14 protein-coding genes are annotated in these 16,688 nt (G+C 63.5%); 8 read left to right on the top strand and 6 right to left on the bottom strand.

Annotated elements, in window-relative coordinates; translation table 11 throughout:
• Positions 1-258: 258 nt before the first annotated feature.
• The 5 genes from lon to mnmC all read right to left on the bottom strand — a co-directional run bounded on the left by lon (position 259) and on the right by mnmC (position 8,775).
• Positions 259-2,670, bottom strand: coding sequence for an endopeptidase La (lon, locus tag F7R26_RS07910; RefSeq protein ID WP_043351692.1), 2,412 nt, complete (start codon positions 2,668-2,670; stop codon positions 259-261).
• A gap of 249 nt (positions 2,671-2,919) precedes the next feature.
• Positions 2,920-4,194 (bottom strand): ATP-dependent Clp protease ATP-binding subunit ClpX, encoded by a 1,275-nt coding sequence (gene clpX, locus F7R26_RS07905; RefSeq protein WP_043345921.1) that lies wholly within the window; start codon positions 4,192-4,194, stop codon positions 2,920-2,922.
• 247 nt (positions 4,195-4,441) lie between these two features.
• Positions 4,442-5,092, bottom strand: a complete 651-nt coding sequence (clpP, locus tag F7R26_RS07900) for an ATP-dependent Clp endopeptidase proteolytic subunit ClpP (protein WP_150990524.1) — start codon at positions 5,090-5,092, stop codon at positions 4,442-4,444.
• A gap of 73 nt (positions 5,093-5,165) precedes the next feature.
• A complete protein-coding gene (tig, locus tag F7R26_RS07895) occupies positions 5,166-6,527 on the bottom strand; it encodes a trigger factor (RefSeq protein WP_150990526.1) in 1,362 nt (453 codons plus the stop codon).
• A 223-nt stretch (positions 6,528-6,750) separates the two neighbouring features.
• Positions 6,751-8,775, bottom strand: coding sequence for a bifunctional tRNA (5-methylaminomethyl-2-thiouridine)(34)-methyltransferase MnmC2/FAD-dependent 5-carboxymethylaminomethyl-2-thiouridine(34) oxidoreductase MnmC1 (gene mnmC, locus F7R26_RS07890; protein ID WP_150990529.1), 2,025 nt, complete (start codon positions 8,773-8,775; stop codon positions 6,751-6,753).
• 287 nt (positions 8,776-9,062) lie between these two features.
• Here mnmC and F7R26_RS07885 point away from each other — a divergent pair, with 287 nt between their 5' ends.
• Positions 9,063-9,920: a 23S rRNA (adenine(2030)-N(6))-methyltransferase RlmJ gene (locus F7R26_RS07885; RefSeq protein ID WP_043345913.1), complete on the top strand. Its 858-nt coding sequence runs from the start codon at positions 9,063-9,065 to the stop codon at positions 9,918-9,920.
• 100 nt (positions 9,921-10,020) lie between these two features.
• Here F7R26_RS07885 and F7R26_RS07880 read toward each other — a convergent pair whose 3' ends face one another.
• Positions 10,021-10,272, bottom strand: coding sequence for a DUF1488 family protein (locus F7R26_RS07880; protein WP_150990531.1), 252 nt, complete (start codon positions 10,270-10,272; stop codon positions 10,021-10,023).
• A 333-nt stretch (positions 10,273-10,605) separates the two neighbouring features.
• On the opposite strand from F7R26_RS07880, the gene F7R26_RS07875 reads away from it, so the two are divergent.
• From F7R26_RS07875 to F7R26_RS07845, 7 genes are all read left to right on the top strand, one after another.
• The gene (locus tag F7R26_RS07875; RefSeq protein ID WP_170301965.1) at positions 10,606-11,097 is read left to right on the top strand and encodes a hypothetical protein; all 492 of its coding nucleotides are present in this window, start codon (positions 10,606-10,608) and stop codon (positions 11,095-11,097) included.
• A gap of 239 nt (positions 11,098-11,336) precedes the next feature.
• Positions 11,337-12,500 (top strand): DNA polymerase IV, encoded by a 1,164-nt coding sequence (dinB, locus tag F7R26_RS07870; RefSeq protein ID WP_150990533.1) that lies wholly within the window; start codon positions 11,337-11,339, stop codon positions 12,498-12,500.
• 116 nt (positions 12,501-12,616) lie between these two features.
• A complete protein-coding gene (locus F7R26_RS07865) occupies positions 12,617-14,308 on the top strand; it encodes a sensor domain-containing diguanylate cyclase (RefSeq protein WP_150990535.1) in 1,692 nt (563 codons plus the stop codon).
• Between the two features lie 219 nt (positions 14,309-14,527).
• Positions 14,528-15,049 (top strand): hypothetical protein, encoded by a 522-nt coding sequence (locus F7R26_RS07860; protein WP_150990537.1) that lies wholly within the window; start codon positions 14,528-14,530, stop codon positions 15,047-15,049.
• A 161-nt stretch (positions 15,050-15,210) separates the two neighbouring features.
• On the top strand, positions 15,211-15,732 hold the full coding sequence (locus tag F7R26_RS07855) for a hypothetical protein (RefSeq protein WP_150990539.1): 522 nt from the start codon (positions 15,211-15,213) through the stop codon (positions 15,730-15,732).
• 194 nt (positions 15,733-15,926) lie between these two features.
• Positions 15,927-16,307, top strand: coding sequence for a helix-turn-helix domain-containing protein (locus F7R26_RS07850; RefSeq protein ID WP_150990541.1), 381 nt, complete (start codon positions 15,927-15,929; stop codon positions 16,305-16,307).
• A 109-nt stretch (positions 16,308-16,416) separates the two neighbouring features.
• Positions 16,417-16,650, top strand: a complete 234-nt coding sequence (locus tag F7R26_RS07845; RefSeq protein WP_150990543.1) for a DUF2188 domain-containing protein — start codon at positions 16,417-16,419, stop codon at positions 16,648-16,650.
• Positions 16,651-16,688: the final 38 nt, after the last annotated feature.

The raw sequence follows: 16,688 nt of genomic DNA, 5'->3' as shown, positions 1-16,688 counted from the left end.
ACATATCAGAGTAATTACTGCTGTTTGCGTTGCGAGGGCGCAAGTGTAATACAGCCTTCGGCGTTTTGCCAAGTAATCTTCGCAGACATTTTTACAGGCCGGAGAATGCACCTGCACGTTGTGCAAAGTGGCACGGAATAGAGGGCGGAACAGAAGGCGGAACAGGAACAGGAGACGGAATGGAAAAACGCCGCGGGGGACACCCGCGGCGTTTTTCATGTGCTACCAGCAAGCTAAGGCAGCATCAGCGAGACATCATCAGTGATGAATCATCTCGACCTTGGCAGCACCCTTGTCCGCCACATCGGCAGGCTTGGCCACTTCTTCAGGCAGAGGCTCGGGCTTGCGCTCGAGCGCGAGTTCCAGGACCTTGTCGATCCAGCGCACCGGGACGATCTCGATGGCGTTCTTGACGTTGTCCGGAATCTCCGCGAGATCCTTCACGTTCTCTTCGGGGATCAGCACCAGCTTGATACCGCCGCGATGCGCCGCAAGCAGTTTCTCCTTGAGGCCACCGATCGGCAGGACTTCGCCGCGCAGCGTGATCTCGCCGGTCATGGCCACGTCAGCGCGCACCGGAATGCCCGTGAGCACCGACACCAGCGCCGTGGTCATCGCACCGCCTGCCGAAGGGCCATCCTTGGGGGTGGCGCCTTCAGGCACGTGGATGTGGATGTCGCGCTTCTCGAACATCTCGTCCGTAATGCCCAGACGGCGTGCCCGCGAGCGCACCACCGAACGTGCTGCCTCGACCGACTCCTTCATCACGTCGCCCAGCGAACCGGTGCGGGTGATGTTGCCCTTGCCCGGCATGATCGCGGCTTCGATGGTCAGCAGATCGCCACCCACTTCCGTCCACGCCAGACCGGTCACCTGGCCCACCTGGTTTTCCTTGCCGGCCAGGCCGAAGTCGTACTTGCGCACGCCAAGGAACTTGTCCAGGTTCTCGGACGCGACCTTGACCGTGCCCGTTTCCTTCTTGAGCAGCAGCAGCTTCACCACCTTGCGGGCGATCTTCGACACCTCACGCTCGAGCGAACGCACGCCCGCTTCCCGCGTGTAGTAGCGAATGATGTCGCGCAGGGCGTCTTCGTTCACTTCCATCTCGCCGGGCTTCAGACCATTGTTCTTGATCTGCTTGGGCAGCAGGTAGCGCTGGGCGATGTTGACCTTTTCTTCCTCGGTGTAACCCGACAGGCGGATCACTTCCATCCGGTCCAGCAACGGAGGCGGAATGTTGAGCGAATTGGAGGTCGCCACGAACATCACATCGGACAGGTCGAAATCGACCTCGATGTAATGGTCCTGGAACGTGTGGTTCTGTTCCGGGTCCAGCACTTCGAGCAATGCCGACGACGGATCGCCGCGGAAATCCATGCCCATCTTGTCGATTTCATCGAGCAGGAAGAGCGGATTGCGCACGCCGACCTTGGCCAGGCTTTGCAGGATCTTGCCGGGCATCGAACCGATGTACGTACGACGGTGGCCACGGATCTCGGCCTCGTCGCGCACGCCGCCCAGCGCCATGCGCACGAACTTGCGGTTCGTGGCACGCGCAACAGACTGCCCGAGCGAGGTCTTGCCCACGCCAGGGGGCCCGACCAGGCACAGGATCGGCGCCTTCACCTTGTCCACGCGCTGTTGCACTGCAAGATACTCAAGGATGCGTTCCTTGACCTTCTCGAGACCGTAGTGGTCTTCATCCAGCACGCGCTCGGCATTGGCGAGGTCGTTGTTGACCTTGCTCTTCTTGCGCCACGGCAGGTTGACCAGCGTGTCGATGTAGTTGCGCACGACCGTGGCTTCCGCCGACATCGGCGACATCAGCTTGAGCTTCTTGAATTCGGCGTCGGCCTTTTTCTTGGCTTCCTTCGGCATGCGCGCAGCCTTGATGCGCTTGTCGAGTTCTTCCAGGTCAGCGCCTTCTTCGCCCTCGCCCAGTTCCTTCTGGATGGCCTTGACCTGCTCGTTGAGGTAGTACTCGCGCTGGCTCTTCTCCATCTGCCGCTTGACGCGGCCACGGATGCGCTTTTCCACCTGCAGGATGTCGATCTCGCCTTCGAGCTGCGACAGCAGGCTCTCCAGGCGTTCGGTGACATTCACCATCTCCAGGATCTTCTGCTTCTGCTCGAGCTTGATCGGCAGATGCGCGGCGATGGTGTCGGCCAGGCGACCCGGCTCATCGATACCCGACAGCGACGTCAGGATCTCGGGCGGGATCTTCTTGTTCAGCTTTACGTACTGGTCGAACTGCGACACGATGGCGCGGCGCAGCGCCTCCGTTTCGGCGGTCTCGACCGGGCCCGGCGGCACGGGCACGGCTTCGCACATGAAGTGCGATTCATCTTCGCTCACTTCGCGGATATTCGCGCGCTGCGTGCCTTCCACCAGCACCTTGACGGTGCCGTCGGGCAGCTTGAGCATTTGCAGGATGTTGGCGATGCAGCCCACCTCATAGAGGTCGTCAGCGGTCGGCTCATCCTTGGCCGCCGTTTTCTGGGCCACAAGCATGATGCTTTTGCCCGCCTCCATCGCAGTTTCCAGCGCCTTGATGGACTTCGGACGTCCCACGAACAGTGGGATCACCATGTGCGGAAACACCACCACGTCGCGCAGCGGCAACAGTGGCAAGCGGATCGGCTCAGCCGGGAGGAGTTGTGTTCCGGACATCATTTTCCCCAGTCAGTCATTTAGGCGTAAATTGGGTCTCATGATTCGATTGCAAGACATCCTTTGCGCACGAATCGATGCTAGTTGCAAAATGCTGCTCCCCGCACTTGCAAGACCCGTCCAAACAGCATACCCCCGTTTCCTCCCCTTCGTTTTACGAAAATGAAGAAAAAAAGCCGCTCGCTTTTCGCGAACGGCCTCTCAGGACTCGCTGCCGGCCTGGCATCGTCATAAGCGCCGGCGTTCGCGTCAGTTCGAACCAGCCACCTTAGGCTGTTCCTCGTACATCAGCAACGGCGGAGCGTCCCCGGTGATGGTGTTCTCATCGATCACCACCTTTTGCACGCCCTTGTAGTTAGGCAGGTCGTACATCACATCCATCAACGATTGCTCAAGGATCGAACGAAGGCCACGTGCACCGGTCTTGCGGCGAATTGCCTTGCGGGCAATCGCGGAGAGCGCGGCCGGGCGGATTTCCAGCTCAACGCCTTCCATCGCCAGCAGCTTCTGGTACTGCTTGATCAGCGCGTTCTTCGGCTCGACCAGGATCTGCATCAGCGCGGCTTCGTCCAGCTTGGCCAGCGTGGCCACCACCGGGAGGCGGCCGATCAGTTCCGGGATCAACCCGAACTTGATCAGGTCTTCCGGCTCGACCTGCGGCAGCACTTCGCTGGCCTCGCGCTCTTCCTTGCTCTGCACTTGCGCGGCAAAACCGATACCGGTCTTGTCCGAACGCTGCATGATGACCTTTTCGAGGCCATCGAACGCACCGCCGCAGATAAACAGGATGTTGGTGGTATCCACCTGCAGGAAGTCCTGGTTCGGGTGCTTGCGGCCGCCTTGCGGGGGCACCGAAGCCATGGTGCCTTCGACCAGCTTGAGCAGGGCCTGCTGCACGCCTTCACCGGAGACATCGCGGGTGATGGACGGGTTGTCGGATTTGCGCGAGATCTTGTCGATCTCATCAATGTAGACAATGCCGCGCTGTGCCTTTTCCACCTCGTAGTTGCAGTTCTGCAGCAACTTCTGGATGATGTTTTCCACGTCCTCGCCGACATAGCCGGCTTCGGTCAACGTGGTGGCATCGGCAATCACGAACGGCACATTGAGCAAGCGCGCCAGCGTTTGCGCCAGCAGCGTCTTGCCCGAACCGGTGGGGCCGATCAGCAGGATGTTGCTCTTGGACAACTCGACATCGTCCTTCTTGCCGAGGTGCTTCAGGCGCTTGTAGTGGTTGTACACCGCTACGGCCAGGATCTTCTTGGCCTGCTCCTGCCCGATCACATATTGATCCAGGCTTTCGCGGATCTCGTGCGGGGTGGGGAGATCGGACTTGGCCGTGGCCCCCGCGTCCTTGTCGGATGCAGCAGCCTCGTCGCGGATGATCTCGTTGCACAGGTCGATGCATTCGTCGCAAATGAACACCGACGGGCCCGCGATGAGCTTCTTTACCTCGTGCTGGCTCTTGCCGCAGAACGAGCAGTAAAGGAGCTTCTCGCTGGATGAACCTTTTTTATCCGCCATAGGAATCAGTCACATTAGCAGTGTGCGTGCCGCAGTGCCGGAGCGCTGCGGGGATACGCTTCAAACGCATCATACGCCAAAAAAAATGGCGCGGCGGGTAGACCCCCAAGCTGTGGGGCAAAAGCAAAAAACGAGGCACAAGGCCTCGTTTCTGTATAGCCTTCTTCGTTGCGGCCGTGCGGCGATACCCGAGGGATCGCCGCACGGCCCCTGCCCGGCCCGCCTTGCAGCAAGCCGGGCCGGTCTGTCAGGCACGGCGGGCGAGCACCTTGTCGATCAGGCCGTAGTCCACTGCCTGCTCGCCGCTCATGAAATTGTCGCGATCGGTATCGCGGGCAATCTTCTCGACCGGCTGGCCGGTGACTTCCGACAGGATCGTGTTGAGCCGCTCGCGCAGGTACAGGATCTCGCGGGCCTGGATCTCGATGTCCGAGGCCTGGCCGCGCGCGCCGCCCAGCGGCTGGTGGATCATGATGCGCGAGTTGGGCAGCGCCGAACGCTTGCCCTTGGCGCCAGCCGACAGCAGGAAGGCACCCATGCTGGCTGCCATGCCCATGCACAGCGTGGCCACGTCCGGCTTGACGAACTGCATGGTGTCGTAGATGGCAAGGCCAGCCGACACCGAGCCACCCGGCGAGTTGATGTAGAGCGAGATGTCCTTGTCGGGATTCTCGCTTTCCAGGAACAGCAACTGGGCGACCACCAGGTTAGCGGTCTGGTCGTTGACTTCGCCGACCATGAAAATCAGACGCTCCTTCAACAGGCGCGAATAGATGTCATAGGCGCGCTCGCCCCGACCGGACTGCTCAACCACCATCGGCACCAGCCCCAGTCCCTGCGTTTCCAGGGCGGAGGCCTGCGTGGTGGCCAGACGGTCAAGCAAATCATTGCGGGTCATGCAAGTTCTCCTGGAGTTCGGTAAGAGACAAGGCTGCGGCCAACGCGCCACGCGCGCCGGCCACGGGCCAGGCTCAGGCCTGCTGAGGCTGGTTGTTGCCTTCGGCAGTCAGTTCCTCGAAGGACACCGTCTTGTCGGTGACCTTGGCCTTGTCGCAAACGAAATTTACCACGTTGTTTTCGAGCACGTAGGCCTCCATCTCGGCCAGGCGCTGTTGGTCACCGTAGTACCAGCGCATGACTTCCTTCGGGTCTTCGTAGCTCTTGGCGAAGTCTTCGATCTCGGCCTTGATCTGGTCTGCCTTGGCGTCCAGGCCGTGAGCCTTGACGATCTCGGCCAGGATCAGGCCCAGCTTGACGCGGCGCTCAGCTTGCTGCGTGAACATTTCGGCCGGGATGGGCATGTCCTTGGCGTTGGGCATGCCACGTTGCTCCAGGTCGCGACGCGCCATTTCCACCAGGCGCTCCTGGTCTTGCTCGATCAGGGCCTTCGGCACTTCCAGCTCGCTCGCCTTCAACAGCGCGTCCATGACCTGGTCCTTCAGCATGGCGTGCGTGCGGCGCTTGACTTCGCGCTCCAGGTTTTCGCGAATGTCGGCGCGCATCTTCTCGACGCTGCCGTCGGCGATGCCCAGCGACTTGGCGAACTCGTCGTTGACTTCCGGCAGGTGCGCCCACTCGATCTTCTTGAGCGTGACGGTGAACTCGGCGGTCTTGCCGGCCACGTCCTTGCCGTGATAGTCCTCGGGGAACGCCAGCGGGAAGGTCTTGCTTTCGCCAACCTTCAGGCCCAGCGCGGCTTGCTCGAACTCGGGCAGCATGCGGCCTTCGCCCAGCACGAAGGCGAAGTCGTCAGCCTTGCCGCCGGGGAATTCCACGCCGTCGATCTTGCCGACGAAGTCCAGCGTCACGCGGTCGCCGTTCTGGGCGGCCACTTCCGCGCCGCCGTCGCCGTGCTCGCCGGCTTCGCCACGGGTGTGGTAGTGCACGCGCTGCTTGCGCAGGATGTCGATGGTCTTGTCGACTTCGGCATCGGTGATTTCGGTCTTGGTGCGGGTCACTTCGGCGCCAGCCAGGTCACCCAGCTTGACTTCCGGATAGACCTCGAAGGTCGCGTCGAAGGCCACTTCGTCTTCGCTCACGCCGTCGGTCTTGACTTCGAACTTCGGCTGGCCGGCAACCTTGACGTCTTGTTCTTTGGTGATGTCGAAGAACTTGCGGGCAGCCTTGTCGAAGCGCACTTCGAACTCGACTTGCTGGCCGTATTGCTTCTCGACCATCTTCATCGGTACCTTGCCGGGACGGAAACCGGACATCTTCACCGTCTTCGACAGGCGAACCAGACGTTCCAGCTTTTCCTTTTCGACTTCGGCCTTGGGAATGGCCAGGGTCACCTTGCGGTCCAGTTTGCCAAGGTTTTCAATGACATTCGACATGGTCGTTGATCCAATCCAGAGTGTTGTTGTGTTCGTAAGCGCACCCCGCTCGCGTGCCCGAGAAGACACAGGCAAAGCGACGGCTAATGCCGATACCCGGCACGCAAACCGCGTCGCACGCAGGACACGCGCAAAAATCGGCGTTTCCAGAGCATCCGGGCGCAGGTCCACGCAAACGGAAAACGGGCATTATCGCACGGTTTTCATTCGGTTCCGGCAGTTTTTACCCGGGAACCGGCTCGGCGGGCACATCGCGGCTTGCCACGGTCCCCTGGCGCAAGGCGCGCACCAGCAGGCGCGCCGGGTCGATGGCCTCGGCCAATTCGAGCTCGAGCGGCAATGGCTCCCCTTCGATCTGGCTGGCCAGCAATTCCGCCCCCAATGCGGCCCATGTGAGGCCGCGCGAGCCATATGCAAGTGCCGCGTAAAGCCCCGGCAGCCGAGGGATATCCCGTAGGCGTGCCCCGCTGAGCGCCGCGGCGTCCCGCGCCGCCTGGGTCTCGTCGGCCACGCGCCCGATCAGCGGCAGGCGGTTGTGCGAGACGCTGCGCACGCCCACATACCCCTTGAGCATTGCCGGGTCCAGGCTGGCGGCCGTGCCGGCAAGCGCCGGCAACAACGCGGCGAGCCGAGCCAGGTTCTCGGCGTGCACCGCGGGGCGCTCATCCAGCGCGCCGGACTCCTGCGCGTCCGGCTCGTAGCTGGAACCGATGCGCGCGGTGCCGTCCGCAGCGCGCGGCAGCAGGTAGCCGGTGCCGGTGACCACGCAATCGGGCCATCGCCCAAGGCGCGCCAGCTCTGCCGGCGCCAGCGTGGTGAGCTGCCCGCGCACCCGGTCGATCGTCATATGGCGCAACCCGAGCAAGTGCAGCGCTTCGTACGCGTTGGCCACGACCACCACCGGCGCCGCGGCCATGACCATGCCCGCCTCGTCCAGCGCCTGCCAGCCATCCGCCACACGCGCCAGCCGCGCCACGCGGCTGCCATAGCGCGCCGTTACCGCCGTCCCGGCCTGCGCCAGCTGCGCGCGACAGATCTCGGGCGGTGGCGCCCAGCCGCCCTGCCCGAACCACAGCCCGCCATGGGCCACCGGCGCGCCATGCCGGCTGGCGGCTTCCTCGGCGCTCATCCACCGCGCGAACGCTTCCGGAAAGCCCAGGGCGGCAAGAGCCGCCTGCTGGATATCCGCATCCTCCACGCCCGCCCCGGTCTGCAGCACGCCGCAGCCCTGCCACCCTGGCGCATGCCCCGCCGCCGCCAGCCCTGCCCAGGTCCGCAGGGCCTGCAGGTTGCCTGCGCGCGACAGGCGCGACAGGATGCTGTCATCCGAGGACAAATGTGGATGCATGGCGGCGGCACGGTGGGCTGAGGTCAGCTGCGCCGGGCCGTCATGGGCATCGAACAAGGTCACGCGCCAGCCGCGCGCGGCCAGCCGCTCCGTGACCGCGCAGCCGGCCAGGCCCGCGCCGATGACGATCGCGTGCCGCTCAGGCCACGCCGCGGCGGATGGCGGCGGCTGCCGCCGCGTGCCGCGCATGACAGGCAAGCGCGCCACGGTCATCGGTGGCTCCGAGCCATATCCGGGTGCAGAGCTGACCGTGAAGCCGGCGGCTTGCAAACCCCGCTGGAAGACGATGTCCGCCACGTGCGTGGCCAGCGTGGCTTCCGGACGGGCCAGCCGGGCCAGTCGCTTCATCAACTGCGGCTGCCACATATCGGGATTGCGGGCGGGCGAAAAACCGTCCAGGTAAAACGCATCCGCGCCCAGCACCAGGCGCGGCAGCAAGGCGTCGATATCGCCAAACGCCAGCGTCAGCACGACCGCCCCGCCCTCGAATTCCAGCCGGTGCAGGCCTGGCAGCGCGAGCGGCCATGCGGCCCTCAGCTCGGCGGCCAGCGGCGCCAGCGCCGCCTGCGCGCCAAGGCTGGCATGCATCGCGGCAAGCCCCTCGCTCGTCAACGGATGCTTCTCGATCGACACAACGTGGAGCCGCCGGCAACGCTTGGGATCGTCTCGCCATGCCTGCCAGGTTGCCAGGAAGTTCAGCCCCAGCCCGAAACCGGCCTCCACAATCACGAACTGGTCGCGCCCACCCCAGGCCTGCGGCAAGCCGTTGCCGGCAAGGAAGACGTGACGGGCCCGCTCCAGGCCATCCTCGTTACCGTGATAGGCCTCGTCGTAGCGTCGCGAATATGGCAAGCCCGAGGCGGAAAAAGCGGGCTCGGCGAGATCTAGGCTGCGGGACATGGACAAGGCAACAAGGTGACAAGGGCCGGGAGAATGGGAAATGCGCAGGACCGTCAGACGCGCAATGCATTGGAAGTGCATTGGGACGGGAGGATGGCGCAGGAGCCGGCAATCGGCAATCGGCAATCGGCAATCCGCAATCCGCAATCCGCAAACGCCCGCCAGGCGCGCCCTCCGGCACGCCGCCGGGCCGCCCCGAAGCCGGGCGATGGTAGCATAGCGCCCTGTGCCGCCGGCCCCTCCAGGCCGGCACCCGCACGCCCCGCACGCCCTTTTCCCGCCTCGCCATGCTCAGCTACCGTCACGCCTTCCACGCCGGCAACCACGCCGATGTTCTCAAACACGCCATCGTGGTCCAGTTGCTGGAGCAGTTGAGCCAGAAAGACAAGCCCTTCTGGTACATCGACACGCACGCTGGCGCCGGGCTGTACGCGCTCGATCACGCCTACGCGCAGAAAAAGGGCGAGTTCGAGACCGGCATTGCCCGGCTGTGGCAGGCCGCCGCCGCCAAGCGGCCCATGCCGACGCTGGTCGAGGATTACCTGGAGCAGGTACGCACGCTGAACCCGGACGGCAACCTGAAGCACTACCCCGGCTCGCCCTGGCTCGCCTGGCAGATGCTGCGCGACGCGGACCGCTTGCGCCTGTTCGAGATGCATAGCACCGAAATCCAGGTGCTGCGCGACAACTTCCGTGGCGCCGGCCGCCGCGTCATGCTGTATGACGGCGACGGTTTCACCGGCATCAACGCCATCCTGCCCCCGCCGCCGCGCCGCGCGCTGGTGCTGATCGACCCCTCATACGAGGACAAGCAGGACTACGGCCGCGTGGTGCGCAGCCTGCAGGATTGCCTGCAGCGCTTTGCCACCGGCATGTATGCGATCTGGTATCCCGAAGTGCAGCGCCGCGAATCCGTGCAGTTGCCGGTGCAGTTGAAAAAGCTGCCGCTCAAGAGCTGGCTGCACGTCACCCTGCGCGTCAAGCACCCGGTCGCCGGCGGGCTGGGCCTGCACGGCAGCGGCATGTTCATCGTCAACCCGCCGTGGCGCTTGAAGGAAACCCTGGAGGCAGCCATGCCCGCCCTGGTGACGATGCTGCGCCAGGACGACGGCGCCGGCTTCACGCTGGAAGCGCAGGAAAGCTGATCCTGGCGGCGGAACCCGCACCGCTGCCGCCTCGCACGGCAAACGCATCGTGACAGGCCGACGCCCCTTACGATTGGATCCGCCAGCGATCGAGCCGCCGTCAGGCGATGGTGTACCTGTTCTGCCGGCTGCGGGAATAGAGCCCGCGTGCGAGTTCCAGGATGTGGTCGCGGTGGCGGTCGAATGCCTCCAGCACGGCAGGCTCGTCCGGGCGCAGTTCGGGGCTGAGGTTGGAGAGTACCGCTCGGTCGACCTCGAAGGAGATCTCACGCGAACTGTCGTAGCCCCAGAAACATACGCAATGCCTGGACGGGTCGTAACTCCGGCTGGGATTGGGAAAATTAAGTGCCATGTCTGTATCCTAGTCCGATTCGGCCCCCTCTGTACGGTATAGAAGGCAGGACTGCCGTATTTGCGCCGGATTGGGCAAAGATCCCATCCGCAAGTCTGGAGAAGACCCCTTCTCACTGCCATATCGCTTACCGATGACCTAGTGCCGGGCCGCACAGACATGCCACGACATAGGTGTCGGGAAAACCAGATCTAAGCATCTTCTACTTCGCCCGCGCGCAGCCAGACCGTACGATTCCCATCGCAACCACGGTGGCACGATCGCCGTGATCCAGGACAGGACGGCAACCATAAAGCTGTCCGCCGGACATCAACACAAGGGTCAAGGGGTCTTATGAAAAGCTTGCGCGGAGCCAGCAACGGGTGGGCGCCGGATGTCGAGGTGACCGACAGGGGCATCTGGAAAAACACGATCGCCGCAGCCAGCCACGCGCTGGAAACCGTCGCCCTCATCGAGCACGGCGTTGGCATGACATTAAAGCTGCAGCGCAAGGTCCGTGCGCTGCGCGAGCGTTTGCACGCCACGCAAACCGAACTGGACCGCTACCGCGACATGCACGCCGCCGCCATGGAAGCGTTGCGCCAGGCCGAGGTGACACCGCCCGAAGACACCGGCCGGCTGCGCGCCGAGGGCGAAGCCCTGCAGATGCGCCACCGTGCCTACAAGCTGCTGGTCGAGCACTATGCCCGGGCCGGCATACCCATCGACCTGGCCGTCTTCGCCAGGCAGCGCCGCCAGGTCCTCCAGCACATCCTTTTCCAGCAGCGCCGCGGCGTCGCGCCAGCGCAGATCAGCGTCGACGATATCGCCTTCCTGCTGCGCTGATCCCATCGCCAGAGGGGAAAGAGATTCCGACGGCCATTGCGACAATCGCGAGCCAGCCGGATCCGCTTACACCGGCTGCGCTTTCAAAGGCCCGCGCAGTTAGCGGGCTTTTTTTTCGCGCCGGCGGGCCGGCGCCATGACTGCCACCTACGTGCATCGCTGGTAGCGCGACCGGGACACAGCGGTATTCCCGGCAGAATTCGATATACTGTACATGCATACAGTAACCCGCCGACGCCATGTCATCTGTACCCCGCCGCATCGCCCACCTGGATATGGACGCGTTCTACGCGTCCGTCGAGCTATTGCGATATCCGGAGCTGCGCGGCAAGCCCGTGGTGATCGGTGGTGGACGAAATGCGGTACCCGAGATACTGCCCGACGGCAGCCGGCGCTTTGCCCGCCTGCGCGACTACGCCGGGCGCGGCGTCGTCACCACATCCACCTACGAAGCCCGCGCGCTGGGCGTGTTCTCCGCCATGGGTATGATGAAGGCCGCGCAGCTCGCCCCCGACGCCATCCTGCTGCCCACGGATTTCGACTCGTACCGGCACTACTCCCGCCTGTTCAAGGCTGCCGTCGCCACCTTCACCAGCGACATCGAAGACCGCGGCATCGACGAGATCTACATCGACCTGAGCGACTTGCCCGGCGAGCCCGCCGATATCGGCACCCGCATCAAGCAAGCGGTGCGCGAAGCCACGGGACTGAGCTGCTCCATCTGCATCGCCCCCAACAAGCTCCTCGCCAAGATCGGCTCCGAACTCGACAAACCCGACGGCCTCACCCTGCTGGCAGCCAGCGATGTGCCACTGCGCATCTGGCCGCTGCCCGTGCGCAAGGTCAACGGGATCGGCCCGAAGGCCACCGAGAAACTCGCCACGCTGGGCATCGCCACGGTCGGCGACCTCGCCAGCGCGGACCTGGGCATGCTGCAAAGCCATTTCGGCCGCAGCTACGCCGCCTGGCTGGCCGAGATCGCGCAAGGCCATGACGAACGCCCGGTGGTCACCAGTTCGGAGCCCAAGTCCGTGAGCCGGGAAACCACCTTCGAGCGCGACCTGCACCCCAGGCAAGACCGCCAGACCCTCTCCGAAGTCTTTACCGGCCTGTGCCAGCGCGTGGCGGAAGACCTTCGCCGCAAGGGCTACGTGGGCCGCACCATCGGCGTCAAGCTGCGCTACGACGACTTTCACACCGTCACCCGCGATCTCAGCATGCCAGCGCCGACGGCGGACGCCGTACAACTGCGGCGCGCCGCCACCGAATGCGTCAAACGCGTTCCGCTGGATCGGAAGATCCGCTTGCTGGGCGTGAGGGTCAGCGCGCTGACGCCTGCGGGAGAGCTGGAGCCGGCTGCGCTGCCGGTACAGGCAGAGTTGCCTTTCGCCGACAACGCTTAGCTGGCTCCGCCGCGAGCCGATCCGTCTGATAGTATTGGCGCAGCCGTGCATAACTTCGCAGCACCTGCGCACAATCAACACCTTCGGGCTAACGTCAATTGTCATTTGACCTGGATATGCGGGCCTCTACCGAAGCGGAAACCAGACGTGAACGCATCGACACCTCAAGGTCGCTGAACCTGACAGTCGCCTTACAGCAAGAGCGGTTTGACGCGCTGACACGACTCGCGCGGCACCTCTTCAGGGTTCCGGTTGCGCTGGTTACGCTGCATGACGTGCCCCATGATGCACATACTGGCGACGTTCCCATCCTCATCGACGGCCTGCACATGGGCTTTCACGCGGCGTGCCCTCTGACCACATCGAGCGGCAGCCGGCTTGGCGCCTTCTGCCTGTTCGATGCCGGATCACGCGAACTGGACCAGGCGGAGCGCGGTCTCCTGCAGGACTTTGCCGACATGGCGGTCGCCATCATCGAGCGCGACCTGGCCCAAGGCAAACTGAACGACGACGCCAGCAGGCTGGAGGAAAACGAAAAGCGGCTTGAACTGGCCATCGCCGGAAGCGGCACGGGCGTCTGGGACCGGGATATCCAGGCGGGCAGCATCCACTATTCGGCCGGCTGGAAAGCCATCATCGGCTACGAAGAATCCGAGATCACCAACCGGATCGAAGACAGCTATACCCGCATCCATCCCGAGGACCTCGCCTACGTCCAGGCCACCATACAAGCCCACTTCAACCAGGAAACGGAAAGCTACGCGGTAGACCACCGGATCCGCTGCAAGGATGGCAGCTATAAATGGATATCCAGCCGCGGCAAGGTTGTCAGCCGCGGCAGCAACGGCGAGCCGCTGCGCATGATCGGCACCACCACCGATATCACGGCCATCCAGGCACTCGCCGAAGAACTGCAGCAAACCGTCGACCTGATCACCAGCCTGACCAACGAAGTCCCGGGCCTGGTATTCCAGCATCGCCTGTTGCCGACGGGGGAATCCTTCCTGCCCTACGCCAGCGCCGGCATCGCCGATATCTACGAGCTCACGCCGCAACAGGTAGCCGCCAGCACAGGCCCCATCCATGCCGTCATCCATCCCGACGATCTGGAAGCCTACCGCGCCTCGCTTCACGCGTCCGCCGCGAGCCTGACACCCTGGCACCTCGAGTACCGCGTCGAACTGCCCAGGCAAGGGCTGCGCTGGCGGCAAGGCGACGCGCGCCCCCGCCGGCTCGACGACGGCAGCACGCTATGGCACGGATTCATCACAGACGTGACCGAGCGCAAGCGCATCGAGGGAGAATTGCAGGAATTTGCAACCATCGATTTCCTGACGCAACTACCCAATCGCCGTCACTTCGTCGTGCGGATCGAACAGGAGCTCGCACGGATCCAGCGCACCGACAGCCGCCCTGCCGCCGTCCTGACGTTTGACCTCGACCACTTCAAAGCCATTAACGACACCTGGGGCCATGCCATGGGCGACCACGCCCTGCGGTGTTTCGCGGCGCTGCTGCGCAATGCACTGCAAAAGCACGATTTCGCCGGCCGCATCGGCGGCGAAGAGTTTGCCGTGGTGCTCCCCGATGCGAGCCTTGAGACGGCGACACGATTTGCCAGGCGCATACAGCATCAGATCGCGGAAACCTCGCTGCTCGACGGCAGCCAGATCGTCACGCTGACCGTCAGCGTCGGCATTGCCCTCATGCATGCCACCGATCCCAGCGCGGACCTGTCCCTGTTGCGCAGCGATGGGGCGCTCTACCGCGCCAAGGAACGCGGCCGCAACCGGATCGAGTGTTACTGATCCACGCCAGGCCGGTGACTGGCGAAGCGATACCTGATACCTCACAGCAATGACGCACCGGCAAAATCCCCTGCACCCCGGCCAGCCTCTCACGCCATTCATCCATGGCCGGAAAACCTTCCCTGATGCATAAACCACCCATTAAATTACCCATTAGTCATTGAATTTGCAGTACCAAAAGAAAATTTACCTTCAGGTAATGCACAGGTTTAATGGGCCATGGATATTCAAGACACGCGTGAACAGCGCCTAGCCCAGATCATGGCCGAACAGTTCGGCGGCTCCATAGCGCGCCTATCAGACCGGCTGGACCGTGACCCCTCATACTTCTCCCGCATATTCTCGGCCACAGGTAAAGCCGGGAAAAAACGCATCGGCGAACATCTCGCTCGCGACATCGAAGCCAAGCTCGGCCTGCCGCGCCTTTGGCTGGACGGCGACGCACAAGACGCCGCCGCACCCCCGAAAGAAGAAACCCTGCCGCCCGAGATAGCCGCCCGATTCGCCCGCCTGATCAATGGCTTGCGCAATGAAGACATCGACAGGATGCTCGCGGCCATCGAATTGATCACGCAGGTCGAAGCCGTGCAATCGGTGCGCAAATACAAGAAAAACACCAAAACTGCCCGCGTGCTGAAGACCGGCGGGAGAAGCACGGCATTCAAGCAAGCCAGCAACGCCGTTCACGAAAGCGGCACGCAGACACCCGCCAGGCCACGCAAGAAAACGTCCGCAAGCTGAGACAAGCACGACATCCGGCTTGCCGGATGTATCACCCCGCCCTGCGCGCTCCGCACGATCCTATTGGGGCGCCGCAATTACCCAATGAGCTTGCCTTTTTGATTACCCATAGGTAATCTTTGGCGTCGACTTCCCTGAAGCTGCACGACCAAGGAAACCTCATGCTCATAGGCCTCTGCGGCCGCCCGGACTCCGGCCAGGACCTCATCACGAACTACCTGGCCTGCGGGAGCCGCGCCTTCCACGTCATCACCTTCGATGCCCCGCTGCGCCACATGATCCAGGCCTGTGCGGGCATCCATGAGACGTACTTCAGCCTGGCAAGACTCCACGACGTCATCCCGGCGCTAGGCAAGTCACCCGCCCAGTTGCTGCACACGCTTCGGGAAGCCTGGATCCGTGCGCCGATGGATCCGGATGTGTTGGTCAGGCACTTCGCGCAAACGCTGGCCCGGCACGACGGCCGGAATGTTGTGGTCCCCGATGTGTTCACACAAGCAGAGGCTGAGTTCATACAGGCGCGCGCTGGGCGGTTGATCCGGGTCGTTTCGCGACACGGGCTGGGGGCGGGCCCGTCGATCAAGCGTGCATGGATTGACCTGGAGCTGAAGGCAGATGAGGCGTCGGATCGGCTGTATGCGCAAATAGATGCGATCGTGGGCGAGGACGCTCTGGCGGGTTGACGGGTTGCGACGCCGGCCAATGGTCAAGGTTCGGCGCATCGGGCGCGACGGCAACCAGCAAACAATATTTGCACAATGGTTAGCCGCAATGGCTACCATGAAGATGTACATGATCGCATTCACCAGGCATTCGGCCCGGTGGCCCAAGCCGCCCCGGGAATGTCCGGGAATGCCGATCGAGGAGGTGCCTTGCCATGATCAATATTCAGTTCATCGAACGCGACGGCCGCCCCGAATTCGCGGTAGTGCCTATTGAATTGTGGGAGCGCATCAAGCACCGGGTCGAGGACCCGATCGATGCCACGCTGCCAGGCCACGCGAAGGCCCAGGACCACACCTTTCGGATCCCCGCTGCCATCCTGGACGCCGAACTCGCCGGGGATAACCCGGTCAAGGCCTGGCGGGAATATCGCCGCATGACCCAGGATGCGCTCGCGACAGCGGCAGGCCTTAGCAAGCCCTACCTTAGCCAGATAGAGAACCGCAAACGCGATGGCAGCCCCGAGGTTTTCCAGAGCCTGGCGGCGGCGCTGCGCGTCCCGCTCGACGTATTGGTGGGACAGCCGGAAAAATAGCGCGACATCCGATGTCCGGGCGAAGTACCGGACATCTCCCGCCACCCCGCCATGCCGCGGACAGAACATCCCCTAAAACAGCAGTAGCGCACTGCTCAGAGAGCCAGCCATGGATTCGATACCGCAACGCAACGTACACGTCGTGCCGCATGGCGACGGGTGGGACATCATCCACGAGGGGGCGAAGGGTGAAAGAGCACACTTCCTCACCCAGGAAGAAGCGGTGGAAGCCGCGACGGTGATTGCACAGCGCGAGAAGGTGGAACTCCTGGTGCACGGTCAGGATGGCCAGATCCGTACGCGCAACAGCTACGGGCCAGACCCACGGAGCATCAGGGGCTGACCATGCCCAGGCGGCTGGCGTCCAGGCCCCGGCGCGCC

The organism is Cupriavidus basilensis, from assembly GCF_008801925.2.
Classification (GTDB): domain Bacteria; phylum Pseudomonadota; class Gammaproteobacteria; order Burkholderiales; family Burkholderiaceae; genus Cupriavidus; species Cupriavidus basilensis.
The sequence above is the reverse complement of the archived record's forward strand: the minus strand, read 5'-3'. Positions and strand labels throughout refer to the sequence as shown.